This is a genomic window from Synechococcus sp. MIT S9509 (genome assembly GCF_047303035.1).
Classification (GTDB): domain Bacteria; phylum Cyanobacteriota; class Cyanobacteriia; order PCC-6307; family Cyanobiaceae; genus Synechococcus_C.
Genome location: NZ_CP138940.1, coordinates 1,739,919 through 1,765,035 on the forward strand (window position 1 = coordinate 1,739,919; position 25,117 = coordinate 1,765,035).

The following is a 25,117-nucleotide window of genomic DNA, read 5'->3' on the forward strand; positions in this document are numbered from 1 at the left end:
AGAGCAGATCGATGTCAACGAAGAGGCCGAATCATTCAAATAATGACAAAACAAAAAGTCCAATTCCGATAGCTAGAAACAAACCAAGCGCGATAAACATCGTATCAATAAAGATAAATCATTCTAAATACAAACACGTATTGATCGCGACTCATGAGTTATTGGATTCGAGCTCAGAATCAACGAAATAAAAACGACACACGCTCCCCGAAAATTCAGGCTGTCACAGGCAAGCCAAAACAGCTAAAACAAAAAGACGGATTGAAGATAGCCAGATCACTATATAAGTAATTGAATAAACAAATGTATTTTTGGATAAAGGGACACTAAGAGACTATTTAAAATTTATATCACGTTCAAGAGGAAGTATGTCCTCGTCGGACGGATCCTGAGAAATTGTTGGGACTGGTATTGCCACCCTGGCTTTGGCTTTTTTGATCGTGAAAGGTGGTACAGCAAAATTAGGTATTGGTACACGAACAGAAAATTGGCTAGTGCCTACAGGCACATTATTAATAGATCCAATTCTTGGACGATTTGGAAGTACTTCTTCGCCTGAAGCATCATAGATAAAAGCAAAAACATCCACATCTTTAATCACACTTTGGGCGTCGCTTCTGATTTGTCCATCTAATATGTAGCAACCAGAACGATATCCCTTGGGCTGCTTCGATGCAGGGTCAGCTGTATCGCACTTCACTAGATCAAGCTGACTCAATTCGAGATCAAGTGCTTCGACGGCAGTAGCAGAAATAAAAATAGAAATGAGAAAGGAAAAGAAGCCTAGAAAAAATCGTTTATTCAAGAAGTTCATTCCAGGTAAATCTCAAAATCACAATGCTGCAAATCAAAGAAATCGGCAAATGCAACTATGCACAGAGATGTATCGATTGACGCACCTCAATTAAACAGTAGTGGAACAGCCGTAATCCAAACCATCAGATCAATTATTGCATCATCTTTTGAACAATTGATGCACATTAAGACCGCAGTCTCAATGCCCTTGTTTAAAACTATCCAGAATGGAGAAGCATGATGCTCCAATCTAGCGAGTGTAGTATAAACAAAACAAGATTTATTCAAAGTCGAATCATTCCGAAGAAACGGCGGCAAAAAAACAACGGCAGGTAGAATTACCAGGGTAAGCGTCTAAAATTCCAATCCAATTCTCACAGAAAAACATTAATGAGCAAAAGTCAGGATATTTATTTTTTAATATAAAAACCTCTGCGCTCAACGTGTCGCTTGAAATCGTTTGATTCAAACAACCAAAACTTTTCCTTATCGAGAACAAAGCCCTCTGCCAAGGCAATCGCAACAACATGATCTTCATTGTTGGCCATCCTAATTTTCTGCTGGAGAACATGATCGTTCTTGAGACGTGCGAGGAAAAAGCAGAGATCTTTTTCGGCCCGCTGACAGTCTCTGAGTCTTCCCATGTAAAAAGGTAATTGGGATTGCTGAGTCATAAAAATCTAAAATCAGATACAACCATACGACTAATCGTGGAATTGCTAACAATCAGGAAACAAACTTTAGATTAAGTCAGTCAACAAATCGACAAAATTGTTCAACAAAGAAAAATCAAGATGCAAATAAAAATGACTAGCTGATCATGCGGTAGACGAAAAACAAATTATAGGTAAAGCAAGAATCAGAAACAACTGCGATCCACTTAAAATTGCAATCTGCTGTTATAGGGTTAATTAACCGACAAGCATAATTGTCCATCGCCTGCCACCCATGCGATTATCTTCTGAATAACAATTAGCCAACAATTCGCCTTTAGCTGTACGAACGATGCATTCAAGCCCATCATTCGTCGTAATAAAACTAGAAGCATTAGGACATATAGTTTTAGACAAACCAGAGCTCATCGTTTCAATGATTTTTTGCCAAATCACATCAATATTCTCATCGGAATCTACAAAAAAATACATTAAAATAAAAAAGACTCCTCACAGTCTAATCAAAAAATAAATAATGACCATACTCAAATAGGACTAGATTTTTAGATAGACCATAAGCGCTTTATAGAATACTCCCAACACTTTTGAAGCAATATAAAGTTAAAAGGATGGCAATTATTGATAGTTATTTTTTGACGCGAGAAGCAACTTCCATATAATCAAAAGTTTCTAAATTATCAATTTTCGAAGGCGCAAAACCCTGCGGTTGCACAGTTTTGGCCATGCTAATAAACTCACTGATGTACCCACGTCGAAGGGTTCGAACAGGAATGCTCTTTGGAGTAAGGTCGCCGATGATAAAAAGCTCAGATGTGCGTAGTATAGAACTTCATGAATTCGTATGAAGAATGAATTTGCATGCTTCGACGCCTTGGCAACATTGGCTACATCCACGAAGCGAACGACAAACCTAGTACTGAAAAGAAACATAATGACCTTGTTTTGACGCCTATAAAGGAAAACACGAAAAAATTATGCTTTTAGTGGAAATTAATTTCCACTAAAAGCATATAGAAAGCATGATCGTTTCAGAATAGATTACACAACGTCACTCAAACTATACCTCAAGAAATTAAAAATAGATATCGGGTTCAAAGTTGACCAAATCTCTGTAAATGTTAAATGGTCAGAAGAATTAAGGCACTGCAACTCATAACGACGGTTGAAATCATCTCGGCGTGCTGAGTTTATCCTCTTCTCTTCAAGCTGCTTGTTCCGACTCTCGATGGTTTCTTGAGCAACAACAACCTCATCAATCACCAAGAACCATCGGTCACCTCCCTTCAAAACATTGAAGAACGTTTGGAACAAATTGGTGAACAAGGCTAGTAATTTTTGCATCACATCAAAAATTCAATTGACCATAATGCATATCACTCAAGGAGGCTGGTGTTACACAACACATTGAAGCCGTCATCAACAATGATATTAGTCTATTTGATCTGCAGGACGTCCTGTGAGCATGCGAGTACTCCTGATTTACGCAGGCATTTTTATTGCAGGTTTTTTATTCGTATCAACAGGACTGGCCTACGACTCGTTATAAGTAAACTTTAAAAGGAAGATGCATTCACCAATTTCCTATACCTAGTAATGAAGCAACAAGAGTGGTCACAGCAAAAATATTTGAAGCATGCCTAATTTTAGTCGACAAATCTATCAGCCGTGCTCAGAACAATTTGAATAAAATGTATTATTTTTGTGATTAAGCAATGAGCGCAATAGCAGCCGCCACAAAAGTTTCACAGCCAAAGATTCAAGTCATTAGAATTCAAAAATATAACCTAGCCTTCAAAAAATTCAGCAAAGCCCGCACGAATCAGCCTATATCAGGCAGATCCAAAGCCAGGAACAGACAACTCGTTAAGAATCAATAAAAAGTGATCAAAACAAGGGCCTGAATATTAAAACCATTGGAAACGGGAGTCAACTGTTGTCAACCATAGAATGCAATAACTATCCCGATTCGGTGTATGAAGATGCCTGGGAAGATCTAGGCGTAATGTATGAAAGCTGGAAGTCTGTTCATGGGGTGGATCATGCTTTCTGCATCAAAATCATCCAGAAATTTGTTGACCATCTGGATAGTCAACGAGATTGGGGGTGAAAAATATAGGCTTTGTTTACCAAAATTACATCATAAGAATATCGTTGTCATTTCTGGAAGCTGTAGTGTGCGATCGGTTCATCACAAAAAAACAGTTTCAAAGTTAAGTGATTACCGACAAGCAAAGACCATAAAGAGTACCACTACAGATCAAACCAAGAGCCCAGGTAAGCGACCTCAAGAAAGCAAGATTCGATATGTACACAATGACGTAGATAGCTCGAAGAATTGGATGAGCAACAGCAACAAAGGTGGCAATAGGCGGAAGATCGAGACCACTCAAAACAACAAGGATGGCCAATAACGCTGCCGGAGCGTGCAGCGTAAACGATTCAAAGCTATTTTTTGTGCCCAACTTGCCCTTTTTCCCCAAGCTGGATAACGATCAAACATTGTACGCAGAGACGACAAATCACTCATCTCAAACTGTGAGTTAAACCGAGCCGCATAAAGAGAGGCAATACTCAAAATCACCATGAAGAACGACAAAACAAGCGACCACACGTATGGCACAGCTTCGGCATAGGCTGGAGACGAGAGGAAAGACATTGAGATAAAGCGCAAAATCATTTGATACGAATATTCTAATCATTACTGCTGAATTGACAGAATTAATTTTTTAAATTTCAACCCTGAAATCCGAGCGAAGCACGAACAGAGCATCAATCAATACTTGCAAGCAAAATAATGCTTTGTAAAAATACTGGCGCCTGAGCGAAAGATAATCAACCCTGCAAATGATCAATATTCGCCCAACACGAAACAGCCACATCCGCATTCCTTCCACCAATTCGTCGACAAATCAAAATGGACGTATAAAGAAAACAAACACCAAAAGATGATTGTGATCATTAAAAAAGTCACTTGCTCAGCAGTGTTGGTGGAAATGATGCGTCCTGCGCAAGATGAGCTTGATCCGAATCAAGCAAACAAAAACGCAAAGAATTGCATTCAAACAACGCTCTAGTAGAATGATTTCAGATGATGTTCTGCGCGTGCTCATCAACCCAAACGATCAGCCACTTATGCAAGCAGCTGATCAATGCCATAAACTACTCAAAGATAAAAGAGTCTTGGTGTGTAGCAAAAATCGATTAACTCTCACAGCATTATGTCTATGCTCGCCAATTTTACAATCACTGGTTGGTGGAGCAACAACTGAGGACGAAGGTCTGGAATTGCAGCTTCAAACGAACCCCGATCTATTAATCACAAGTGAAGATCTTGAAAAAGGATACGGCATTCGTCTTGTCGAAAAGGTAAAGTTACATAATCCAAAAATCATTGCGCTCATTTTTCTGGGAAGAGAAACAACTGACGTTGTCCATGAAGCAATGGACGCTGGAGCAGATGGCGTCATGTTTATTTCGTCCGTGGGATCGGGTCATGGAGACTTTATCAATGCACTGACCACAACAAATGATGGCGGTGTTTATTACCCAAAATCAGTTCGTGCAGCAGCAACAGCCAAGATCAAACAAGCACCTAAATTCATCGATGCACTCTCTGAACGAGAACGAGAAGTTCTGCGCTGCATTATCCAAGGCATGAAGAATTCTGAAATCGCAGAATCATTATTTTTATCCTCTGAAACAATTAAGAGCCACGTCAGTACAACAATTCAAAAACTGGGTGTTAGAGACAGAACTCAAGCCGCTGTATTTGCTTTAACACATGGCCTTGTGGAAGTTGACCTATAGATTGTTATAGTTAAAGACTGAACCGACTCAATCCAGGGTTAAAAACAATCTCAGCATTTAATCGTGTTTAATTGAACCGCAACAACCAATCGATATCGCCAGGGATAATATTCTGTTGTTTCCATCAAATCCTGATTCATCATGCTTGTTAACTACAGGCATGAGTCCAGAGGAATATTATTCTCATCAAAAATTAATGGCGATGTCTGCTCACCCACCATACGCAGACAGTCCTCAACCATTCAAAAACCGCTGTCAGCCACGACAGAGGGACAGAGCTCTTAGAGTATTTATACTTAGATCAAGTCCATGACCAGTGAGAATCTGCTAGTTCTGTTTGTCAGCTTTGGGACTGCCTGTCTTGTATTAAGCATCTACAAAATCAATCAAACAGCCCAGTAACTCTCACTTTCCCGGAGTAAGCGGTTACAGACTGCTCCAAGCTATCAAGGGCTGTATTCCAAGTGCAATCAGCAAACTCACAACAAGCCCGACGGATGCTTTTCCAAGATCACTGCCAATCACCCTCACTAGACTTCCGTGCGTCTGGTTGGTGAAAACAGTGGTTTGTGCGTGTTCCTTAATCCGCAAGGCTAGTTCTCTGCCTCCAAGTAAACCAAGAAAAACCCAAGTTGTACTCAAGGGAAAGTTGCTTATAAATGCTCTGTAGAGTAGACAAAGACCAAACATGAAGTCAATCACAGTAGCTGATCGTAAATCGGTAGTGTTCGTTTTGGAGCGCAAAACACCCTGAATCGGACCACCACCAACCACGATCAAAAAACAAAGACCCATGCAAAGAATCAGAGTGCACACGAGCATGGAAGTGAGATCAAGATTGCGAGGTAAGTAAACAAAAATATTCGCCATGTCCTGAACTAACCACATACTCCATAGGAAACCAGTCGAAAACCACTGGACGACAAACCAAATTTTATTGATATCTTTTGATTCCTGATTACGTCGAAAAATCCATCTTTCTAAAAGCCATCCTCCCAGTCCCCAGAAGGCAAGTCCTAGAAAAAATGCCATGACATAGCCGGAAATTGAACTACCTAAAAGCTTCACTATATTTTCAGGAACGAACGAAGAAAGCACCAGAAATGATGTACTTACAGGTGCACCCCAGGCTGTCAGTGCTAAGACTGCAACAGGAGGAATGATGTAAGCCCAGGTAAAAGGTTCGGGTACGGGAAATAACTGCAAACGTCCCCAAGCGCTCTCCCCATGATTGATCGACCAACCCAGAAACAGGACAAAAATCGTAACGCCACAAACAAAAACCATCTGAACACTCTTGGGTGTTCGCTGTCGGTTGGAGGAGATATAAGTACCAAGCGTTTGCAGGGAGTCGTTGGAAACGACTGAAAAGGCGGCAAGCAGAAAGCCAATGATCATCCAGACATTAATATCGATCACCGGGTACTGAATAACTGACATCATCAGATCATCGCACCGCATAGAGACATGCTGCCAATACCACAATTCTTTGCATCACCCAAACCTATTAAGCAAACTTGTGATCACTGTCGCCTCATCAAAATAACCAGAGACTCAACAAGAGGCTAGTCAATGGATTCATAGCAATGTCATTCAATACATTTTCGGGCTCTTGAACATGACAATTGTACTATCAGGGTCATTTTACGGAACAACTCAATCAAACATTTTGATGCCAATTCTTAGAACATTACCTGCTGATCAGGCGCTTCCATATAATTTTTGTATTCTTCAAAGGTATTGCTGAGATTGAAGTCGAGCACCGTGATTTCAATCAACGCCGACTACGCAGAAGGATGATGCCGCAATGGTTCTTCGTTTAAAACAATCACTTCAGGAGAAATCCTAATGTGAAAACATCGCTTCATTGCTTGCGCCTGTGTGGATCAGCCCACATAGGCGGTCTTGATCAGCGATACAGCTATTCATTGGGAAGACGAAGCCAGGAGAACAATGGAAAAAGAATTGCACTGCATTCGAGAAGCCAGTCATTATCTGCCCTCAGTGGCATTCACCGCTCAAGACATCAGGCACATTCCAACCACCAACTCAACCAGGTGGTATCAGCTCTGGGCACAATCTCAGCATGCTTATTGCAACAAAACGATTGCTGAAAAAAACTGATAGCTCTCCGAATGAGGTTTTCAGCCAACCACCGAGACAAGGCATAAACAAAATGTCATCAGAGCTGGACTGTTCCTGAAATATTTTCAGAACTGTGGGAACAGTACTAATTCAGCAGAGATACATGAACAAGGCAGTATCTGGGTGAGTCGATTAATGAAAGCCATCATTAGCGAGTGTTGAAAATCACTCCAAGAAGAATCGAAGCAACCGCCAACTGCTAAGCCATGGCAAAACCATCCGATAAGTGCAAACTGGATTACCTCTATCGGTGCACAGATCGCACTGTCAACTCAAAAGAGAAAGTTTATTTGCTGCGCTGGTTCAGACATTTCCGTAGGCCTGGTAACAAATTTCAAGCAATGTCACAAAAACCGAAAGCATCTCAGTCTTGATTTTGCTTTTGATACGCTCGAATGCATTCATTTTTATTCACCGAACCGGATTAATTTCAAACTAATTCGAAAAAACTGAGAATGATGAGTCACTCAATACCATGATTCTTAAATTTTGGCGAAAATCACCGAGGTCTTCCTTTTGAGCGCAGCGCCAAGCAATCGCTCTCATCGAGCCAGCTGGCGCTGGCTTGTTGAAAAAAAAAGAAAAGGGCACCTCTACGTCTTTTGGGATTCTTTCCGAACAACAAATCCAACTATCGAGAAGTAAGAACTGTTTTGAAAACATCAACTACCATTGCAATTGCTGTAATACGCAATAATCAGAGCATGTCCAGCACTGATTATTGGCTTCCAAATTCTTCCACGTTCACCATGAGTTTCGGGCTGGCAAAGCGCAGCAATGGTGGGATGCAGCGCAGAAAGCAATGGCACCCGGAGGAGGTTGGGATGATGCGGTTGCAAATAACTTAAAAGCTGGTTTCTACAACCACTGCTTCTGCCCGATTGGTCCTGCAGGCCCTGCCTTCTGCATCTGGGAAGTTCGAGAAGGGACCACGGCTCAACAGTTCCAAGATTTTATCGATGGCCCAAACGGAGTGAACTTTGGGCTGGGTGCCTGGATGAATATCTGCAAGGAGATCAATGTCAAGCTGGCGGGAAATCCCCCTTACCCACGGAAATCCTGAACATCCGTTTTTAACGACATCGGCCAACCAACCTGGATCACTTTGCACCAGGCTGTCTTCAAGACTTCTGAGTCAATGGCACATCCTTTTCTTCTACTCAGTCTCTGAGCTGTGGCCACGCAACAACGCTTCAGAGCCTAATGAACCGAATCAAAGGTGATTCCCATGACTCTTGTCAAAACGAGATAACCGCTCCAGGCGATCAGATTCAGTCCGATCGCCCAGAACCAGACAGTTTTTGTTGTTTTGCTGGTGTCTTCATCCATGAGTCTTCTGCTGGTCAGCGCATGAACCACATCGTGCAGCGCTACAGACTCAGGCGGCAGCTTGCTCGGAAGTGTTGCGAAGAACTTTCTCCTGAAGTTGCTTGACAGCGCAAAGAGCCTCATGGGCAGGCCACCCATGGTTGTTCATCAACTCCTCCACCAGATAATCAGGAGAGTTGGAGATGCGAGCATTGAGATCAGCCACAGCCCTGTCGTCACGGGCTAGTGCATCGAGCCGCAGTGATCTGAGTTGTTGAAGACTTGGCTGATTCATAACCACACTCTGCATGGCGGTGGTACCTGGGCACCATCAAATGACAATCAGAGCCGATTCAAGTGGACGTATAAAAGTCAGAAACTGTTGTGAAGGAACAGTGGTGGGGGCCTTCCAGCCCCCGCGAGTCACTTGGGTGATAAGGCTGACTTCACCCCATCTCCTTTAAGGATCAGGCAGCAACAGGGGCTGCTTGACGGGAGAAACGAACGATGTTGTTCGCAGTTACGGGTTTGCTCTTACCGAGCAGGCTTCAGTCACCCTCCTCATGCCCCGTCGAAACCATTGCAGCCCCGGAAAAGGGGGGAATGGAGCTGAGCGGAATCGAACCGCTGTCCGAAACACTGGTGTGGATCACCTAGTCCGATCAAGATCGAACATTGTCATTCTGACAGCAGTGGTGAAGCGGAGCAGCGGATTTGGGGAAAAAGCAGCGACCCTCACCACAGGTCATTCGTGGCGTCGCAGTGTTGCCCCAGGGTTTCGAAGAGATCGGCTGTCAGGAGTTGCAGGCACTCGGTGCCAAGCAGGTCACGCCCCTGCGACGTGCAGCATCCTTTGAAGGCGACATGGCCTGTCTTTACAGGCTTCACCTGCAATCTCGTCTGCCGTTCAGGCTTCTGCGGGAAATGGCGCGCTTCCGCTGCGACGGCCGAGATTCGCTTCACAAGGGCGTGCAGCAGGCTCTCGACTGGGAACGCTGGCTTCACCCATCGATGAGCTTCCGTGTGGATGTGACTGGCAATGCTCCAGGGCTGAATCACAGCCACTTCACGGCGCTGCAGGTGAAAAACGCTCTGATTGATCTTCAGCGTGAACTCTGGGGAAGACGGTCATCCATCGATCTGGATGATCCCGATCTCTGTCTGCATGTTCACGTGCATCGTGGTGAAGCAGTGCTCAGCCTGGATGGCAGCGGTGGCAGCCTCCACCGCCGGGGATACCGGGCAGCTGTTGGTGCTGCTCCGCTGAAGGAAAACCTGGCAGCCGGTCTGATCAGACTCACCGGCTGGGATGGAACCAGCCCTCTGACGGATCCCTGCTGTGGTTCGGGAACGCTGCTGATCGAAGCAGCAGCCATGGCATTGCAGCGATTCCCAGGGCTGCATCGCAATTTCCTGCTCGAATCATGGGCGGACTTCGAAGGGAAGCTCTGGGATTCGGAACAGCAACGAGCAAGAACAAGACAGCAACCCGCCCAGGCAGCCCCACAGATCATTGGTTACGAGCAGGACCACAACATCGCCCAGCAGGCCCGCGACAACGTGAGCGCAGCAGGCCTCGAGGACGTGATCACAGTGTTTGAAGGCGATTTCAGGGATGCACCTCCTCCTGAGCACCACCGAGGCGTGGTGGTCTGCAACCCCCCTTATGGAGTGCGGCTGGGCAACAGTGCCGAACTTGAGAAGCTCTACAGAGAGCTGGGAGAGGTGCTGAAAAACAACTATGGAGGCTGGGATCTATGGCTTCTCAGCGGCAACAGAGAGCTGACCGCATCTCTGCGTCTCAAAGCGAAACGCAGGATCCCTGTCAGTAACGGTGGCCTGGATTGCCGCTGGCTGCATTACGAACTGAACAGACGCTCGCCGGATTCAAGCCTCCGGAAAGACTGAGCGCAGGCGGCTCACTTACCGAGAACAGCCCGCGTGGTGCGAAGCAGACCTTCCAGCGTCTGAGGCAGATACGGTCCCTTGGCGAGCTGACCACCAATCCGCAGGCTGAAACCGGCCACCACCAGATTGAGAATCGCCATCGCCAGCAGCGATTGGATCAACGACCAACCCCACGACTCCAGCATCCAGACCAGCAGGGCGGCTTCTCCAGCAACAAGGGCCATCAGCATCAACGTGCCGCCCATGGCCAGAAACACACCACCGCTGATCAGGCGGCGTTTCTCGCGATCCACCTCCTGCAGTGCGATGCGGACGTGCAGATCCATCACCGAACCCGCGAGTGCCGTGACCCGGGCAGCGGCACCAAGGCCTCTGGAGCGCGGTTGCTCGGAACGTGGCAGTTCACTCATGAGGATCTCCTTCCACCGGTCAGTAGCGCACCCACAAGAACCCCCACACCAGCGGCCACAGCGAGTGACATCAGAGGTCTGTCTCGCACAGGCTTTTCAAGCTTCGGCCTCAGCGTTCTGTTGAGCTCATCGAGCAGATGCTCCAGCTGCTCTTCCAGCGGATCGAGATTGTCAGCCAGGCTTCGAGAGCGATCGCCTGCCTGATGCAGCAACTCCTCAAGCTGAACCGACACGATGCTGGCAGCGCGGTCGCTGTGGGTGGAAATCAGATGCACCACCTCATCGAAACTGCCGCGGGTGGCTTCCAGAGCTTGATGGGTGACCTCTGGCCAGCGCTTTTGGATCTCCGGCAAAAGACTTTCAAAGCGATCACGAAAGCGGTAAGCGAGATCCTGGGAATCCTCAGGGGCATCGGTTGGAGTAGGAGCTGAATCCATGACGTTCCTGACAGCCAAACGCAGAGTAAGGGTGGTAACTCAGAGATGAAACCCATTGGCATTGGTGGGTAAACGGTTGCGCTACGCCTTGCTCGAACATTTCGCTGCACCGGACGACCCTTATGGCTGCCACCTCGACCTGTTGCTTGAGGACGGGGACAGCTGTCGCAGCTGGCGGCTGGAGGCGATCCCACGCCTAAACGGTCCCGCAGTGAGGGCCACACGGATACCTCCTCATCGACTGGTCTGGCTGGAGCGGGAAGCAGCCGTCGTCTCCGGCGATCGAGGTTGGGCACGCCGTGTCGTGGCAGGCATCATGCGCAGCCGTCTGCCTGCTGATATCGATCAGCCGATCCAGGTGGAACTGGAAGGCATGGCTGTGATCGGCCTTAGCGAACCAGTTGTTCTGGAAATCACAGCAGACCGATGCAGCATGAGCAGTCCGGATGAGAGGAACGCCGCCCAAGGCACTTGAGCTTTTTCGAAGCTCCGCTAATTTCAGATTGCTGACAGCCGTGGCCCCTGTTGGTACACATCAATCAGGTCGGGCTGACACAGTTCAAGTCCTTCGGGGGGGCGATGACCATCCCCCTGGAACCGGGTTTCACGGTGGTGACCGGACCAAATGGATCTGGCAAGAGCAACATCCTTGATGGAGTGTTGTTTTGCCTCGGACTGGCCAACAGCAAGGGCATGCGTGCTGATCGCCTGCCCGATCTGGTCAACAGCAATGTGTTGAAGGCCGGAAAGTCAGCGGAAACCACGGTCAGCGTGCGTTTCGATCTGTCCGAGTGGCAGCCTGACGCCGCAGAGGAAGGACTGGAGCCTCCAGAGGAGGGTCCGTGGATCCGCGCCGACCAGACGGAATGGACCGTCACACGCAAGTTGCGGGTGATGCCAGGCGGTTCCTACAGCAGCAGCTACAGCGCTGATGGAGTCCCATGCAATCTTCAGCAGCTGCAATCACAGCTGCGACGACTACGCATCGACCCTGAAGGCAGCAATGTGGTGATGCAGGGCGATGTGACCCGCATCGTCTCGATGAGCAACCGTGATCGCCGCGGCCTGATCGATGAGCTGGCTGGTGTTGCACTGTTCGACACGCGCATCGAACAAACCCGGCGCAAGCTTGACGAGGTGCAGGAGCGGCAGGATCGCTGCCGGATCGTGGAGCAGGAACTGCTTGCAGCACGACAGCGGCTTGAAAAGGACTGCGCCAAGGCCAGGGCTTATCAGGAACTTAAGGAGCAGCTGCAGCTGGGACGCCGCCAGGAGCTGGTGTTGGCCTTCGAAGCAGCCCAGGCGGAACGCCGCCGCCTGCAGCAGCGCCAGGAACAGCTGAGCGTGAAGGAAGACAGCGACGCCCGGTCAATCCAGCAACGCGACCTGAGCCTGCAGGAAGCGGCCGAGCGGCTGCAGACTCTTCAGGAGAACGTCAAGGCACTTGGCGAAGACCAGCTGCTGAGCGTGCAGGCTGAACTGGCCGGTCTGGAGCCACAGAGCCGCGAACTGGAACGGCAAGCCAGTCAGCATCAGCAGGAGGGGGAACGTCTGCAGGGACAGCGGCATCAGCTTCAGGCCCGCCGCGGCCAACTGCAGGTTGAAACGGAAGAGCTGCGCCTGAATACTGACAATGGATTGCTGGAGAAAGCCGAACAGGACTGCAGAGATGCGGAAGCAGCTGTGGAGCTTTCCAGGCGGCGGCTGGGAGAGGTGGCAGGGCGTTCAGGCACCTGGCTCGAAGAGCAGAAACAGCGCTCCGGTCAGCGCCAGGAACTCCAAGGTCGTGTCACACCCCTTCAGGAAGAGCGTCAACAACTGAAGGAAAGGCTTCGACAAGACGAAGAGCGTCAGCTGGAGCTGGAACAGGAACGGGATCGAGACGGTGCGGAAAATCAGCAGGTCCAGACCCTGCTGGAACAGCTCGAGCTGGAGTGGCAGACCCTGCTGGAGTCGGTCCGCAGCGGCAGAGAGCAACTGCAGCAACTGCTGGAGTCGGCCGCCATCCAGCAGCGCACCCGTTCCAGGCTCGAACAGGAACAGACACGGCTGGAGCGCGACATTGCCCGCCACGACAGCCGCAGGGAAACCCTCCAGGAAAGCAGAGGCACTGGCGCCCTGAGACTGCTGCTCGAATCGGGCCTGGAAGGGCTTCATGGCCCTGTTGCTCAACTTGGCGAGGTTGATGAACGCCATCGCCTGGCTCTTGAAGTGGCTGCCGGCGCAAGAATGGGTCAGGTGGTGGTGGACGATGACCGGATCGCGGCGCGTGCGATTGATCTGCTGAAAAGTCGCCGCGCCGGCCGACTCACCTTCCTGCCGCTCAACAAGATCAGAGCCCCTGGTGTGGGATCTGCCGCTGCCACGGCACGCGGCCGCCGCCCCCAGGCCGGTGAGGGGAGCGGCCTTGTCGGACGCGCTGTCGACCTGATCCGCTACGAAGCGATCTATGCCGACGTGTTCGCCTATGTCTTCGGCGACACGCAGGTGTTCAACGATCTGGGAAGTGCCAGACAATTCCTCGGCCGTTCGCGGGCCGTCACCCTCGAGGGTGAGCTGCTTGAAAAAAGTGGTGCCATGACTGGAGGCAGCTTCTCGCAGCGCGGAGGCGGACTCAGCTTCGGAGCCAGCAGTGAAGGCGATGAAGCGGCCCCACTGCGTCAGCGACTGCTGGAGCTGGGAGAGACCCTGGCCGCCTGTCGAAGGGAGGAGCAGCGACTGGTGGAGGCCGTGGATCAGCTGCGGCCAGCACTGCGCCAACGAGAGCAGCGCCAGGCTGCTCTGGAGGCGGAACGCCAGGCCGCCAAGCGTGCCCATGGACCACTGCTTGAACGCGTGCAGCAGCGTCAGCACAAACTCAGCGAGCTGCAGCAGGCCCAGCAGAAACACCGCTTGAGGCTTGATCAGCTGGAGACAAGCCTGAACCCACTGCAAACGCAACTCGAGCAGCTGAATGCCCAGGAAGCCAGTGTTGAAGCCAGTGGTGATGCCGAGCGCTGGCAAGCTCTGCAGCAGGAGCTTGAACGGGTGGATTCCGGTCTTGAGGCCGCACGGCAGCAACGTGATGCGCTGCTCCAACAGGAACGCGACCGACAGCTCTCTCAACAGAGACTCGGGGATCAGCAGCAAACGATTGAACGGGAAGAAGCAGCCCTACAGCAGGCGGTTCAGGCTCTCACTGAAGCTCATGGCCGTTGGAGAGAACAGCAACAGGCTTTGAAAACCCGCCGGAATGAACTGGAAGCTCAGCAGCAGGAACTGCAAACCCGTTTCGGAGAAGAGCGACGCGCCAGAGATGAAGCTGAGGCTGCCGTCGCAGAACAGAGGCAAGCCCTGCAGCAGGCCCGCTGGGAACTGGAGCGCCTGCGCGAAGAGCGCAGCTCACTCGAGGAGCAACTGCGCAACGGTGGACTTCGCCTGGAGGAGCTGCGGGCCACGCTGCCTGATCCACTGCCGGAGATGAGCGACGAGCTGCGTGAAAGTGGTCTGGAGAGCCTTCAGGAACGCCTGCAGCAATTGCAGCTGCGCATGGAAGCTCTGGAACCGGTGAACATGCTGGCCCTGGAGGAGCTGGAAGAACTGGAACAACGCCTGGGCGACCTGGGTGAACGGCTGGATGTGCTCAGCCAGGAGCGGGAAGAACTGCTGCTGAGGATTGAAACCGTGGCCACGCTGCGCCAGGAAGCCTTCATGGAAGCCTTTGAGGCGGTCGACAGCCATTTCCGCGAAATCTTCGCCAGCCTTTCCGATGGCGATGGCAAGCTTCAGCTCGACAATCCAGACGACCCTCTCGAGGGTGGCCTCACACTCGTGGCCCATCCCAAGGGCAAAGCCGTCAGACGTTTGGCCGCCATGTCAGGGGGCGAGAAATCGCTCACTGCGCTGAGCTTTCTGTTCGCTCTGCAGCGCTTCCGCCCATCACCGTTCTATGCGCTCGATGAGGTCGACAGCTTCCTCGACGGGGTCAATGTGGAACGCCTGGCGGCCCTGATTGCCCGCCAGGCTGAACAGGCTCAGTTCCTGGTGGTAAGCCACCGCCGCCCGATGATCGGAGCCTCCACACGTACGATCGGCGTGACCCAGGCCCGCGGGGCCCATACCCAGGTGGTTGGCCTTCCTGATGCAGCCTGAACAGCCAGTGAAGGGGCCTTGCGCCAAAATGTCACGAATCCCTCCGGCTGAGGCCCGCGGTTGAGCTTGTCGTCAACTTCCAATGACCCCCTGGCGAACGTGCCCAGTGACCGCCTCTGGCTGAGGTCGGAACTGATGGGTACGCAGGTCATCACCCGCGACAGCGGAAGGCGCCTTGGCGTTGTGGGTGAAGTGGTCGTGGATATCGACCGCCGCGAAGTGGTGGCCCTGGGATTACGGGACAATCCACTCACCAGGTTTCTGCCGGGCCTGCCGCGCTGGATGCCCCTCGACCGAATCCGCCAGGTTGGGGACGTGATCCTTGTCGACTCAGCGGACTCCCTCAGCGAAGGCTTTGCAGCTGATCGTTACGGCCGCATCATCAATTGCCAGGTCATCACGGAATCAGGGCAGCAACTTGGCCGAGTTCTGGGCTTCTCCTTCGACATTGAAACCGGCGAGCTGACCACCCTGGTGATGGGGGCTTTGGGTGTACCGCTGCTCGGTGAAGGAGTACTCAGCACCTGGGAGATTCCCGTCGACGAAATCGTCAGCAGCGGTGCTGACCGGATCATTGTTTACGAGGGCGCCGAAGACAAACTCAAACAACTCAACAGTGGATTCCTTGAAAAGCTGGGAGTGGGAGGCGCCAGCTGGGAGGAGCAGGAAAGAGAGCGCTACCGCCTCAATGTTGTGCCCGTTGAGAACCAACTCAGCTCTGGTCAGCCAGCTGAAACGGCTCCACTACAGCTTGAGTCTTCTCAGGCCGAGCGTTTTGAAGCTGAACAGCCGGAACTGGAATATGTGGAGCTGGAACAGCCACGGGAGCAGGGCCTACGCCGGCGCCGCTACCTCGATGAATTGCCCATCGATGAACCCGAGCCCTACAGAGAGACCGAGCGCTACAGAGAGGCTGAGCGCTATTCCAGACGCGAACCTGAGCCTCTGGATCATCGTTACCGGAATCAGGACCAGGACGAACGGTCTTTCCGGGAGCCAGATCCCTCCCGCTACATCAACCCTCGGGGCGAAAGGGATTCATTCATCGATGAAGAAAGGCCTAGGTACGACGATCGTCCCCGTCCGGCTTCTCGGCGACCAGCCGAGCGGCCCGGAGAACCCCTGGATGTGGAACCGATGGATGTGCAACCCATGAAGCGACAACCACTGGAACCGAAGGCGCGCGAGCCATGGAGCAACGAACTTCCGGAAAGGTCTTCCGGCGAGCCCGTTGAAGATCCCTGGTGAATCAATCTGAGCAGCGTGTCAAATCGATCAAAGTCAGTCCAATCAGGACTCAGAACCATTCTTGAACTGCAGTGAAGCGCTGTTGACGCAGTAGCGCTGACCCGTGGGAGCTGGTCCATCGCTGAACACGTGTCCGAGATGGGAATCACAGCGTGCACAGAGAATTTCTCTGCGCACCATTCCATGGCTGAAATCCTCCTTGGTGACGATGGCCCCGGAACTGACTCCCTGCCAGAAACTGGGCCAGCCGGTGCCGGAGTCAAATTTGGTTTCGGAACTGAATAAGGGGATGTCACAGCAAATGCAGTGATACATCCCTCGGTCTTTGAGATTCCAGTAAGCACCTGTGAAGGCCCTTTCAGTACCTCCTCTGCGAGCCACCTGGAACTGTTCAGGAGTTAGATGCTGTTTCCACTCCTCAGGGGAGCGTTCATCACGATCGCCGCCGGAGGTTGATGGAGTGGTCATGGACAGAGAGAAGGTTTGGTATCAAAAGCTAGTCGGAAAGAGCCTTAGGCAGCAGGCTTCTCACCTCTTCAGCCAGAGCCGCCACTGCTCCAGGCTGGCCACGCAACGCCCTGAGATCCTCGCGCTGACCCTGCAGTCGCTCGGGCTGCTGCATCCAGCCCGATGCTTCGGCTGCAATCTGCTCGGGTGTGATGGTGCCTACCCGCTCAGGGACCACCATCCGGCCTGCGGAAATATTCGGCCAGGCCAGCAGACCTTGGTTTCTCATCCTCCAGGCGCTGAGCAGAAGACCGATCAGTCTCCGCAGTCCTGGCAACCGGGCCAGGAGCCCCATCCCACCGTCCCAGGCCTGCATCACACCAAGATGCTGGGTGGGCACCAGCACAATCATCGGCACTCCGAGAGCTCCAAGCTCAGCCGTGTTGGCCCCCACTGTGGTGAGTGCGAGGGAACACTGACTCAGCACTCCGTGGGCAGGGGGGTCCTCCTGTAGGTGAATGAGAGTGCCGGCCTCCGTCAGGAGCCGCCTCCATGGCCAGCACTCACCAGGGGGGAGCACCTCCCTGACGCCGGCCGCATAACCATCCATGATGCGATTGGAAGGTTCCAGGTAACGGAGCAGATCCTCGGCACTGGTCGTGGGAGCAACGGGTAAAAGAAATCGACAACCCGGCCGCTGAACGCTCAGGCGGTCAGCGGTTTCGACAAGGAAAGGAACTCCCACGCTCAGCTTGGCTGGCTTGGACCCGGGCAGCAGCGCCACCCACTCTCCCTCAGGCAGAGGATCGCTCACCCGAGCATGGCTGGACAAATCGGCCATCAGGTCGCCAACAATCCTGCAACGCGAACGAAAGCGCTTGGGCAGCTGTTGCTGAACCCCTGAAGACATCGCCGCAATTCGGTCATTCCAACGCGGCCAGCGGGCTACCCACTCGGCGTAGGTGATGTGTCGGTAGCCGAGTCTTGCTGAGAGCAACACACTCCAGAACTGGTCTCCACCAAGAAAAACCACCACTCCTCGAGCCGGCCAGTGGCCGAACCGATCCGGATGAAGCAAAAGAGACCAGAACTGAGCTGCAGGAAAAATGCGGTCGAACTGCTGCCAACGGCTGGCAGCCTCAGCCTCCATGCCAGTGGCATTAGGGCATGGCACCAGCACCAGCCGCAGACTGAGAGGCGAATGCCTTGCTCTGGGCCTGAGCAGCAATTGCCTGTGGAGCTGTTCCGCCAGCGGACGAACCCAGGTACTCAGTTCGCCTGGTCCGTTGGACACGAACACCACAGAGAGCGTTGAATCCGTGGATCGGAACGTCAAGCGAAACGGACCGTGTTTTAGGAAGAAAATGCGGATGGCGAGACTTGAACTCGCAAGGCCGAAGCCACACGCCCCTCAAACGTGCGTGTCTACCAATTCCACCACATCCGCGTGGCCGATTGAGCCCAATGGGCCTCATCGGGAAAGGATCATACCGGCTGGGGTGCCCGTTAATGCCCTCCAGGCTCTGCCTTCAGAGCATGGATCAACCCTCACGCACGGACACTGATACGATCCGCCCTGGCTTGGAAACTGCGGGATGCCAATCGGCAAGGTGCTGATCGCCAACCGCGGCGAAATTGCTCTCAGAATCCTGAGAAGCTGCCGGGAGATGGGGATCGCCACTGTGGCGGTTTACAGCACCGTTGATCGAAATGCGCTCCACGTCCAACTGGCAGATGAGGCGGTTTGCGTCGGAGAAGGGCCCAGCAACCGCAGTTATCTGAACGTTCCCAACATTCTCGCTGCCGCCACCTCAAGAGGCGTTGACGCCATTCATCCCGGCTATGGATTCCTTGCCGAAAACGACAAGTTCGCGGAGATGTGCCGCGACCATGGCCTCACCTTTGTCGGACCGTCTCCCCATGCGATCCGCTCGATGGGCGACAAGTCCACCGCAAAAACCACCATGCAATCGGTGGGTGTTCCCACAGTTCCCGGAAGTGAAGGGCTGCTGTCCGGAGCCAAAGAAGCGGCTGAACTTGCAGCCAGCATGGGTTATCCCGTCATGATCAAGGCCACGGCCGGTGGCGGTGGCAGAGGTATGCGCCTCGTCCAGGGCCCTGATCAGCTCGACACCCTTTACAAGGCAGCACAGGGAGAGGCCGAAGCGGCGTTCGGCAATCCCGGGCTGTACATGGAGAAATTCATCGACCGCCCGCGTCACGTTGAAGTGCAGGTGTTGGCCGATCGCCATGGCAACGTCGTTCACCTTGGCGAACGCGACTGCTCGATTCAGCGTCGCCACCAGAAACTTCTGGAAGAGGCGCCCAGCCCTGCTCTTGACCCTGAGTTGCGTCGACGCATGGGCGAAGCTGCTGTGGCTGCAGCACGCAGCATTGACTACGAGGGCGCAGGAACGGTCGAATTCCTGCTGGACCGCAGCGGCGGTTTCTATTTCATGGAGATGAACACCCGTATTCAGGTGGAGCACCCTGTCACTGAGATGGTCACAGGAGTTGACCTGATCACTGAACAACTGCGCATCGCGGGAGGCGAGCCGATCAGCGTCCTTCAGAAGGACATCAAGCTTCGCGGTCACGCGATCGAATGCAGGATCAATGCGGAAGATGCTCGTCATAACTTCCGCCCCGCACCCGGACGGATCACCGGTTGGCTGCCCCCTGGAGGTCCTGGCGTACGCGTCGACAGTCACGTTTACACCGGTTACGACATTCCACCCTTTTATGACTCCCTGATTGGAAAGCTGATTGTGTGGGGAACGGATCGCACCCACGCACTGTCACGCATGAAGCGCGCGCTCAACGAGTGCGCCGTCACGGGAATTCCCACAACGGTCGACTTTCATCTTGAGATGATCGACCGACCGGAATTCATCAGCGGCGACGTTCATACCAAATTCGTTGAGCAGGAAATGCTTCCCTGAGCTCCAGGTGAACGGCCGCAGTTCAAGCAACGGCCTGGGAACGCATCAGGATCTGGGACAGCACACCCTGCTGACCCACTAACAGCTCACGCACAAGGCTGACCAATCCAAGCCAGATGACCGGCGTCACATCGACACCACCGATCGGTGCGACAACACGACGCGTGAGGGCCAGTACCGGCTCAGTGAGCCAGATCACCACAGCCCAGACCCCCGAGTTGGAATCGGCCTTCGGATACCAGGTGAGCACGATCCTCATCAGAAACATCAGGCTCCAGGCGGCCAGGAGAAGACCCAGGATCAGATGCACCGTTGGCAGAATCTGAAGCAGGGTCGGCGTCACAAAGCTCAAAGCAACGGGTTCAGCATCGTAGAAAGTCGCCAACGATCCCTAAGATCGCTCTTGCCTTGAATCCAGGGTTTGGTTCCGGCCCGATCACTATGACTCCCTCCCTCACCAATTTCCTGCTCAGCCTGGTCGCGGGTGCCGTGATTGTGGTGGTGCCTGCTTCGATCGCTCTTTTCCTGTTCAGCCAGACCGACCAGGTGGACCGAAAGCTCTGAAGGGCCTGGCGCACTTCGTAAACTTGAAACAACTGTTCCCGGTTTCAATGAGCCCGGCGAACGCATTTCGAGGTCCTGATCGTGGTTAACGCCAGTCTTAATTGGGCCAGCATCGTTGGCATCGTGCTGGCCGTTGGCGGCGCAATGCTGTATTTCATGCGCAGCTTCAAACCTGCACTGGCCCGCGATTACGACGTTTTTTTTGCAGCCATCGGCCTGCTCTGCGGCGGCATTCTCTTCTTCCAGGGCTGGAGACTCGATCCGATACTCCAGTTCGGACAATTCCTTTTGGCCGGCACAACAGTCTTTTTTGCGTACGAAAGCGTTCGTCTGCGAGGAATCTCAGCGGAGCAAGCGCGCCGCTCGGCCTACTTCGATGACGAACCGCCCGCCAGGGGACAATCACCTGGAATGCGCGGTGGATACGACGAGTCCTATGAAAGCTTTGACGAACCTCAGCCGCTGAGACGTCGCTTCGCAGGCCAGGAATTCGACCGCAGTGAGGGGCAGGACGACGATTTCTATCGTCCACGACGAAATTCCAGAGCTGCGATTCCCGAACAAGCCGCCAGTCGACGACGCGGTCGCCCTGAAGAACCTTCCAGCTGGAGGCAGGACAGTGAGCAGGAGCGCCGAATGGCCCGCTTCGGGACTCGGGACGACGACCGCCCATCCACCGGTCCCAGCTTCGGGGATCGCCGCAATCAGCGGGATGACCAGCGGCGGGGCAGCAGGCCCAGTGCAGCTTCTGCCCGTGCGGCAGCCCCATCAACCACCTCTCCTCGCGCAGCCTCCCGACGTCCAAACGAAGAGTCACAGGGTTCAGCATCCAGCTCTCCTCTTATCAACCGCTCAACAACGACAACGCCGCCTGGAGTTCCTCAGGGGACACCGTTCCGCCAGGCTGCCGAGGATGCGGCCTACAGTCCGAGCCGACGTCAGTCCGGCCAGGAGACTACGCCCGGCACGCGTTCCCAGGATCCAGGGCGAACTCCTCCCCGCAGCTCGCGTCCACGGGACAACAGCTCCCGCTTCGACGACTGATCCGCATCCCTGCGCTGCTGCTGCTTATCGGCTTGTGGATAGTCGGATGCAGCGGCCAAACCCAGCGGGCTCCTGGCTCATTTCTGCCTGAGCAGCAGCAGCAGCCCGCACTCAGTGGAGATGGCAGCAAGTTGGCTGTGATCGTTGACCAGCGCGGCAGACCCACCGTGCAGTTGAAGGATCTTCGCAGTGGCGGTCGTCTCCCCCTGCGCCATCTGAGCAGGCAACAGCCCCACAGCTCTCCTTCACTGAGCTGGAACGGTCGCTATCTGGCCGTGATCATTCAGCGCGGTAACCGACGGCTTGTTCTGATCGAGGACCGACTCAATGGGCGCGCTCATCCCCTTCGCCTCCCCTCAGGTCGTTCTCCCGTCCGACTGAGCCTCTCTCCGGATGGGCGTCAGCTTGCGGTGCAGACAGCCGATCGTGGGCGTTGGCAGGTGGAGCTGCTTGATCTCAGCGAACTGCTTGAAGCCGATCGACGCGGTGGACTGCGCCGATCCACTCCAGCGGAGCCTCAGCCATGAGACCACATTGGCCACGATTGACTGCACTGCTGATTGGGCTATGCCTGATGGGCTGTGGTCCGTCCGGACTGCGCCCTGAGCGGAGCATCAGCAGTGCCCTGCAGCGCAGTTCCGACAGCCGCCGATGGCCATCCTTAGGCAACCGCTGGTTGGCGTCGATCGCCAGTCGCAACGGTCGGGAACGCATCGAGCTTGTGGATCTGCGCAACGGTCAGCCAGTCCCTTTGCCTGGCATCAACCAGTCGGATTCGCAGCCGATCAGTGTCAGCGTCAGCGGCGATGGCAAACGCATTGCTCTGATCCGCAGCCGTGATGGACGCACGGAGCTGATGCTTTACCGACGTGGTGTCGGAGTTCTGCAGCGCTTACCGGTGGAGCCGGCCGGAGTACCGAGGGAGGTCAGCCTGGATGGATCAGGACGACTTCTCGCCGTTCAGGTAAGCCGGAAGGGGCGATGGGATGTGGATCTCATTCGTCTGCCTTGATCAGCGATTGAGCCTCAGGGCACCAGACCAGACCAGTGCAGGAAGGTGTCATGACTCAGCGCTTCCACAAGCAGCACCGAAAGAAAGCCGAGCATGGCGAAACGACCATTGATCCGCTCTGCGTAACCGCTCCAGCCGAATTCAGGAACATCGGATGTCGTTGCGCTGGTAACAGGAATCGACTCAGAGCCTGACTCCTTCGTACTCGCGTCGGCACTGCTGCTGGTCATGGTGGGGAGTCAGGAACGATCAAAGTCATAACTGGTGGCAGGAAGGAGTTGCCATCCGCCCTGACCATCGAGGGCAAGAACGCTGTCGTGGAAGTTTTTGAGCGTTGGCCTATGGCCAATGCTGACCACCGAAAGTTCACGCTCATGCAAAAGCTTGTAGAGACGATCCTCCGTGGCCACATCCAACGCGCTGGTGGCCTCGTCTAGCACCACAAAACGCGGAGCGTTGAGTAGAAGTCGACCAAACGCAAGTCGCTGCTGCTCTCCAAGGGACAGGATCCTGGGCCAGTCCTGCTTCACATCCAGGTCGGGGTATCGATTGAGCAGTGTCCCGAGATTGACCTCTTCAAGAACGTGGCGCAGTTGCTCATCGCTGTAGCGGCTTTCATCAGTCGGATAACAAAGCTGCTCCCGCAAGGACCCCAGCAGCATGTAAGGCTTCTGGGGGATGAAAAGCAGCTCACCGGTTGCAGGGCGTTCCACCTCGCCATGACTTGGGGACCAGAGACCACTGATCATGCGCAGAAGCGAGGTTTTTCCACAACCTGAAGGCCCGACGACGAGCAAGCGGTCAGACTCTCCGACGCTCAGGCTGAGATCACGGAGGATGGGCAATTCGCTGCCGGGAGGCGTGAGATCAGCGTGACGGATCACGATCGAATTAACCGCGGTGTTGACGTTGGAGACATCAACTTTCTCTCGACTCACCTGCTCGACTTTGCTCTGGAAACCTTCCAGTCGACTGATTCCTGCAGTGAACTGGGCAAGCTCCTCGATCTGGTTGACAATGAAGAAAAGCGAGCCCTCCACCATTGAGAAGGCAAAGCTGGCCTGAATGAATCCTCCATAATCAATTTCACCCGCAAAATACGGAACGGCCATTACCAGATAAGGGAAAAAATTACCTGCATAACCAATTGAACGACGCATGACATCGATAATGACGCGCCAGACAATCAGCAAATTGAAATTTCGTACGACCTCACCCAGGCGTCGCTTCGTTTCAGCGGACTCCTGCTCTTCCCCTGAATAAAAAGCAATTGACTCAGCATTGTTACGAATATGGACCAGGCCATATCGAAAATCAGCTTCATAACGAAGCTGATCGAAGTTAATTCGAACCAGCTTCCGACCTGAAATCACGAGAACTGCTGTCGCAAATGCGGCATAGCCGAACAGAGAGAGAGTCAGCGTTGTACTGATACTCCACAGGATCAGAATGTTGAGAGAAAAGGTCAGCAGCGCATCAAACACTCCAAGAGTGAACTGAAGACTTTGCGTAGTAAACGATCGTGTGTCATCCGTGATCCTCTGATCCGGGTTGTCGACATCAGTGATCTGCTCATCATTTGGATTGAGAACATAATATGCCTTGTTACTCATATAATCGCCGATCAGACTGCGAGAAAGCCAATCCCGCCAGATAATCCCAAGCTTCAGCGTAAAAAAGATTTGAGAGACACGGATAGGAAGGGCAACAACAAAACAAGCCGCATAAATCGTGAGAATTCGATAAAAACCATCTTCCTGCTTTGCAACCAGCGCATTGGTCAGATCTCTTGCAATAAATCCAATTCCTGCATTGATCCCATTGACTGCGAGCAGCATCAGCACAATCACACCGAGCATCAACCAATGCAGCCAGCGCCTGTTACGCAACTGCTGACGCATCAGCAAGAACGACGACACACCGATCAGGAAGAGTGCCGTGAAAACAACACCCCACCAGCCGCTCCAGATGAGGTCAATCGTGGAGGACACTCCACTGAAATATTTTTCCGTGAGCTCAGGAAGCAGGCGTTCTGCCAAGCCGGTCAGCCCGGTTAAAGCCACCAGCACCAGACCGCCAACGCAGAACAACAGCGAAAGCAGCAGGCCTGAGAACTGCCAACCCGAGGCCTGATCCAGGGGAAGGAAGAACGGCTGAGCAAGATTACGCAGTTTGCGCATCTGGCCTGCCAGGCCAGATGCGGAAGCTGAGGGAGTGATGGTCATGAAACCATTCTGACCAGCTG

General features: G+C 52.9%; 28 protein-coding genes and 1 tRNA gene. 13 read left to right on the forward strand and 16 right to left on the reverse strand.

All coding sequences use genetic code 11. The annotated features are described in order from the left end of the window. Positions 1-334: 334 nt before the first annotated feature. From SIB73_RS10105 to SIB73_RS10120, 4 genes are all read right to left on the reverse strand, one after another. On the reverse strand, positions 335-805 hold the full coding sequence (locus tag SIB73_RS10105) for a hypothetical protein (protein WP_413405432.1): 471 nt from the start codon (positions 803-805) through the stop codon (positions 335-337). Positions 806-1,205: 400 nt separating this feature from the next. Beyond that, positions 1,206-1,469 (reverse strand): Nif11-like leader peptide family RiPP precursor, encoded by a 264-nt coding sequence (locus tag SIB73_RS10110; protein ID WP_413405431.1) that lies wholly within the window; start codon positions 1,467-1,469, stop codon positions 1,206-1,208. A 2,210-nt stretch (positions 1,470-3,679) separates the two neighbouring features. After that, positions 3,680-3,949 carry an MAPEG family protein gene (locus SIB73_RS10115; RefSeq protein ID WP_413439591.1) on the reverse strand — a complete coding sequence of 90 codons (270 nt, stop codon included), beginning with the start codon at positions 3,947-3,949 and terminating at the stop codon, positions 3,680-3,682. Further along, positions 3,856-4,146, reverse strand: coding sequence for a hypothetical protein (locus SIB73_RS10120; protein WP_413439800.1), 291 nt, complete (start codon positions 4,144-4,146; stop codon positions 3,856-3,858). The genes SIB73_RS10115 and SIB73_RS10120 overlap by 94 nt, the downstream gene beginning before the upstream one ends. Before the next feature lie 335 nt (positions 4,147-4,481). Here SIB73_RS10120 and SIB73_RS10125 point away from each other — a divergent pair, with 335 nt between their 5' ends. Next, positions 4,482-5,276, forward strand: coding sequence for a LuxR C-terminal-related transcriptional regulator (locus SIB73_RS10125; RefSeq protein ID WP_413405427.1), 795 nt, complete (start codon positions 4,482-4,484; stop codon positions 5,274-5,276). Between the two features lie 426 nt (positions 5,277-5,702). On the opposite strand, the gene SIB73_RS10130 is transcribed toward SIB73_RS10125, so the two are convergent. Both SIB73_RS10130 and SIB73_RS10135 read right to left on the reverse strand, forming a co-directional pair. After that, positions 5,703-6,719, reverse strand: a complete 1,017-nt coding sequence (locus SIB73_RS10130) for a hypothetical protein (RefSeq protein WP_413405425.1) — start codon at positions 6,717-6,719, stop codon at positions 5,703-5,705. A gap of 239 nt (positions 6,720-6,958) precedes the next feature. Further along, entirely contained in the window at positions 6,959-7,039 is an 81-nt protein-coding gene (locus tag SIB73_RS10135) for a hypothetical protein (RefSeq protein ID WP_413406275.1), read from the reverse strand. Between the two features lie 142 nt (positions 7,040-7,181). Here SIB73_RS10135 and SIB73_RS10140 point away from each other — a divergent pair, with 142 nt between their 5' ends. Together SIB73_RS10140 and SIB73_RS10145 are read left to right on the forward strand one after the other, a co-directional pair. Further along, positions 7,182-7,400, forward strand: a complete 219-nt coding sequence (locus tag SIB73_RS10140) for a hypothetical protein (protein WP_413405423.1) — start codon at positions 7,182-7,184, stop codon at positions 7,398-7,400. 742 nt (positions 7,401-8,142) lie between these two features. After that, on the forward strand, positions 8,143-8,484 hold the full coding sequence (locus tag SIB73_RS10145; protein WP_413405421.1) for a hypothetical protein: 342 nt from the start codon (positions 8,143-8,145) through the stop codon (positions 8,482-8,484). 137 nt (positions 8,485-8,621) lie between these two features. Here SIB73_RS10145 and SIB73_RS10150 read toward each other — a convergent pair whose 3' ends face one another. Both SIB73_RS10150 and SIB73_RS10155 read right to left on the reverse strand, forming a co-directional pair. Next, entirely contained in the window at positions 8,622-8,750 is a 129-nt protein-coding gene (locus SIB73_RS10150; protein WP_413405420.1) for a hypothetical protein, read from the reverse strand. Positions 8,751-8,799: 49 nt separating this feature from the next. Next, positions 8,800-9,024 carry a hypothetical protein gene (locus SIB73_RS10155; protein WP_413405418.1) on the reverse strand — a complete coding sequence of 75 codons (225 nt, stop codon included), beginning with the start codon at positions 9,022-9,024 and terminating at the stop codon, positions 8,800-8,802. A 212-nt stretch (positions 9,025-9,236) separates the two neighbouring features. On the opposite strand from SIB73_RS10155, the gene SIB73_RS10160 reads away from it, so the two are divergent. Then, a complete protein-coding gene (locus tag SIB73_RS10160) occupies positions 9,237-9,386 on the forward strand; it encodes a hypothetical protein (RefSeq protein WP_413405416.1) in 150 nt (49 codons plus the stop codon). A gap of 57 nt (positions 9,387-9,443) precedes the next feature. Next, positions 9,444-10,637 carry a THUMP domain-containing class I SAM-dependent RNA methyltransferase gene (locus tag SIB73_RS10165; RefSeq protein ID WP_413405414.1) on the forward strand — a complete coding sequence of 398 codons (1,194 nt, stop codon included), beginning with the start codon at positions 9,444-9,446 and terminating at the stop codon, positions 10,635-10,637. 11 nt (positions 10,638-10,648) lie between these two features. On the opposite strand, the gene SIB73_RS10170 is transcribed toward SIB73_RS10165, so the two are convergent. Both SIB73_RS10170 and SIB73_RS10175 read right to left on the reverse strand, forming a co-directional pair. Further along, the gene (locus SIB73_RS10170) at positions 10,649-11,047 is read right to left on the reverse strand and encodes a phage holin family protein (protein WP_413323689.1); all 399 of its coding nucleotides are present in this window, start codon (positions 11,045-11,047) and stop codon (positions 10,649-10,651) included. Next, positions 11,044-11,484 carry a glycine zipper domain-containing protein gene (locus tag SIB73_RS10175; protein WP_413405412.1) on the reverse strand — a complete coding sequence of 147 codons (441 nt, stop codon included), beginning with the start codon at positions 11,482-11,484 and terminating at the stop codon, positions 11,044-11,046. The genes SIB73_RS10170 and SIB73_RS10175 overlap by 4 nt, the downstream gene beginning before the upstream one ends. Positions 11,485-11,548: 64 nt before the next feature. Between SIB73_RS10175 and SIB73_RS10180 the strand changes: the two genes are divergently transcribed. From SIB73_RS10180 to SIB73_RS10190, 3 genes are read left to right on the forward strand one after another with little or no spacing between them, the layout of a single operon-like run. After that, complete coding sequence (locus tag SIB73_RS10180; protein WP_413405410.1) at positions 11,549-11,959, forward strand: hypothetical protein; 411 nt, start codon at positions 11,549-11,551, stop codon at positions 11,957-11,959. Positions 11,960-12,009: 50 nt separating this feature from the next. Continuing rightward, positions 12,010-15,615, forward strand: coding sequence for a chromosome segregation protein SMC (gene smc, locus SIB73_RS10185; RefSeq protein WP_413405408.1), 3,606 nt, complete (start codon positions 12,010-12,012; stop codon positions 15,613-15,615). A 60-nt stretch (positions 15,616-15,675) separates the two neighbouring features. Next, the gene (locus SIB73_RS10190; protein ID WP_413405406.1) at positions 15,676-16,863 is read left to right on the forward strand and encodes a PRC-barrel domain-containing protein; all 1,188 of its coding nucleotides are present in this window, start codon (positions 15,676-15,678) and stop codon (positions 16,861-16,863) included. A gap of 42 nt (positions 16,864-16,905) precedes the next feature. Here the strand turns inward: SIB73_RS10190 and msrB are convergent, their stop codons facing one another. From msrB to SIB73_RS10205, 3 genes are all read right to left on the reverse strand, one after another. Next, entirely contained in the window at positions 16,906-17,331 is a 426-nt protein-coding gene (msrB, locus tag SIB73_RS10195; RefSeq protein WP_413405404.1) for a peptide-methionine (R)-S-oxide reductase MsrB, read from the reverse strand. 28 nt (positions 17,332-17,359) lie between these two features. Continuing rightward, positions 17,360-18,646: a glycosyl transferase gene (locus SIB73_RS10200; RefSeq protein ID WP_413405402.1), complete on the reverse strand. Its 1,287-nt coding sequence runs from the start codon at positions 18,644-18,646 to the stop codon at positions 17,360-17,362. A 29-nt stretch (positions 18,647-18,675) separates the two neighbouring features. Next, positions 18,676-18,757, reverse strand: a tRNA-Leu gene (locus SIB73_RS10205). Positions 18,758-18,905: 148 nt separating this feature from the next. Here SIB73_RS10205 and accC point away from each other — a divergent pair. Beyond that, positions 18,906-20,252 (forward strand): acetyl-CoA carboxylase biotin carboxylase subunit, encoded by a 1,347-nt coding sequence (gene accC, locus SIB73_RS10210; protein WP_413405400.1) that lies wholly within the window; start codon positions 18,906-18,908, stop codon positions 20,250-20,252. Between the two features lie 22 nt (positions 20,253-20,274). Here accC and SIB73_RS10215 read toward each other — a convergent pair whose 3' ends face one another. Then, entirely contained in the window at positions 20,275-20,604 is a 330-nt protein-coding gene (locus SIB73_RS10215) for a YggT family protein (protein WP_413406273.1), read from the reverse strand. An 89-nt stretch (positions 20,605-20,693) separates the two neighbouring features. Between SIB73_RS10215 and psbX the strand changes: the two genes are divergently transcribed. The 4 genes from psbX to SIB73_RS10235 all read left to right on the forward strand — a co-directional run bounded on the left by psbX (position 20,694) and on the right by SIB73_RS10235 (position 22,872). Then, positions 20,694-20,816 carry a photosystem II reaction center X protein gene (gene psbX, locus SIB73_RS10220; protein WP_066910860.1) on the forward strand — a complete coding sequence of 41 codons (123 nt, stop codon included), beginning with the start codon at positions 20,694-20,696 and terminating at the stop codon, positions 20,814-20,816. Between the two features lie 81 nt (positions 20,817-20,897). Continuing rightward, entirely contained in the window at positions 20,898-21,860 is a 963-nt protein-coding gene (locus tag SIB73_RS10225; RefSeq protein WP_413405398.1) for a Ycf66 family protein, read from the forward strand. Between the two features lie 32 nt (positions 21,861-21,892). Next, positions 21,893-22,387, forward strand: a complete 495-nt coding sequence (locus tag SIB73_RS10230; RefSeq protein ID WP_413405396.1) for a TolB family protein — start codon at positions 21,893-21,895, stop codon at positions 22,385-22,387. 47 nt (positions 22,388-22,434) lie between these two features. Next, entirely contained in the window at positions 22,435-22,872 is a 438-nt protein-coding gene (locus SIB73_RS10235; RefSeq protein ID WP_413439592.1) for a TolB family protein, read from the forward strand. Positions 22,873-22,886: 14 nt separating this feature from the next. Here the strand turns inward: SIB73_RS10235 and SIB73_RS10240 are convergent, their stop codons facing one another. Both SIB73_RS10240 and SIB73_RS10245 read right to left on the reverse strand, forming a co-directional pair. Further along, complete coding sequence (locus SIB73_RS10240; RefSeq protein ID WP_413405392.1) at positions 22,887-23,102, reverse strand: chlorophyll a/b-binding protein; 216 nt, start codon at positions 23,100-23,102, stop codon at positions 22,887-22,889. A 9-nt stretch (positions 23,103-23,111) separates the two neighbouring features. Next, positions 23,112-25,097 carry an ABC transporter ATP-binding protein/permease gene (locus tag SIB73_RS10245; protein ID WP_413405390.1) on the reverse strand — a complete coding sequence of 662 codons (1,986 nt, stop codon included), beginning with the start codon at positions 25,095-25,097 and terminating at the stop codon, positions 23,112-23,114. Between the last annotated feature and the right edge of the window lie 20 nt (positions 25,098-25,117).

Coding starts and splice junctions, on each gene's coding strand:
- SIB73_RS10110 (WP_413405431.1), bottom strand. CDS start 1,469: ATGACTCAGCAATCCCAATTACCTTTTTACATGGGAAGACTCAGAGAC.
- SIB73_RS10120 (WP_413439800.1), bottom strand. CDS start 4,146: ATGATTTTGCGCTTTATCTCAATGTCTTTCCTCTCGTCTCCAGCCTAT.
- SIB73_RS10125 (WP_413405427.1), top strand. CDS start 4,482: ATGAGCTTGATCCGAATCAAGCAAACAAAAACGCAAAGAATTGCATTC.
- SIB73_RS10130 (WP_413405425.1), bottom strand. CDS start 6,719: ATGATGTCAGTTATTCAGTACCCGGTGATCGATATTAATGTCTGGATG.
- SIB73_RS10150 (WP_413405420.1), bottom strand. CDS start 8,750: ATGGATGAAGACACCAGCAAAACAACAAAAACTGTCTGGTTCTGGGCG.
- SIB73_RS10155 (WP_413405418.1), bottom strand. CDS start 9,024: ATGAATCAGCCAAGTCTTCAACAACTCAGATCACTGCGGCTCGATGCA.
- SIB73_RS10160 (WP_413405416.1), top strand. CDS start 9,237: ATGTTGTTCGCAGTTACGGGTTTGCTCTTACCGAGCAGGCTTCAGTCA.
- SIB73_RS10170 (WP_413323689.1), bottom strand. CDS start 11,047: ATGAGTGAACTGCCACGTTCCGAGCAACCGCGCTCCAGAGGCCTTGGT.
- SIB73_RS10175 (WP_413405412.1), bottom strand. CDS start 11,484: ATGGATTCAGCTCCTACTCCAACCGATGCCCCTGAGGATTCCCAGGAT.
- msrB (WP_413405404.1), bottom strand. CDS start 17,331: ATGACCACTCCATCAACCTCCGGCGGCGATCGTGATGAACGCTCCCCT.
- accC (WP_413405400.1), top strand. CDS start 18,906: ATGCCAATCGGCAAGGTGCTGATCGCCAACCGCGGCGAAATTGCTCTC.
- psbX (WP_066910860.1), top strand. CDS start 20,694: ATGACTCCCTCCCTCACCAATTTCCTGCTCAGCCTGGTCGCGGGTGCC.
- SIB73_RS10235 (WP_413439592.1), top strand. CDS start 22,435: ATGGGCTGTGGTCCGTCCGGACTGCGCCCTGAGCGGAGCATCAGCAGT.
- SIB73_RS10240 (WP_413405392.1), bottom strand. CDS start 23,102: ATGACCAGCAGCAGTGCCGACGCGAGTACGAAGGAGTCAGGCTCTGAG.
- SIB73_RS10245 (WP_413405390.1), bottom strand. CDS start 25,097: ATGACCATCACTCCCTCAGCTTCCGCATCTGGCCTGGCAGGCCAGATG.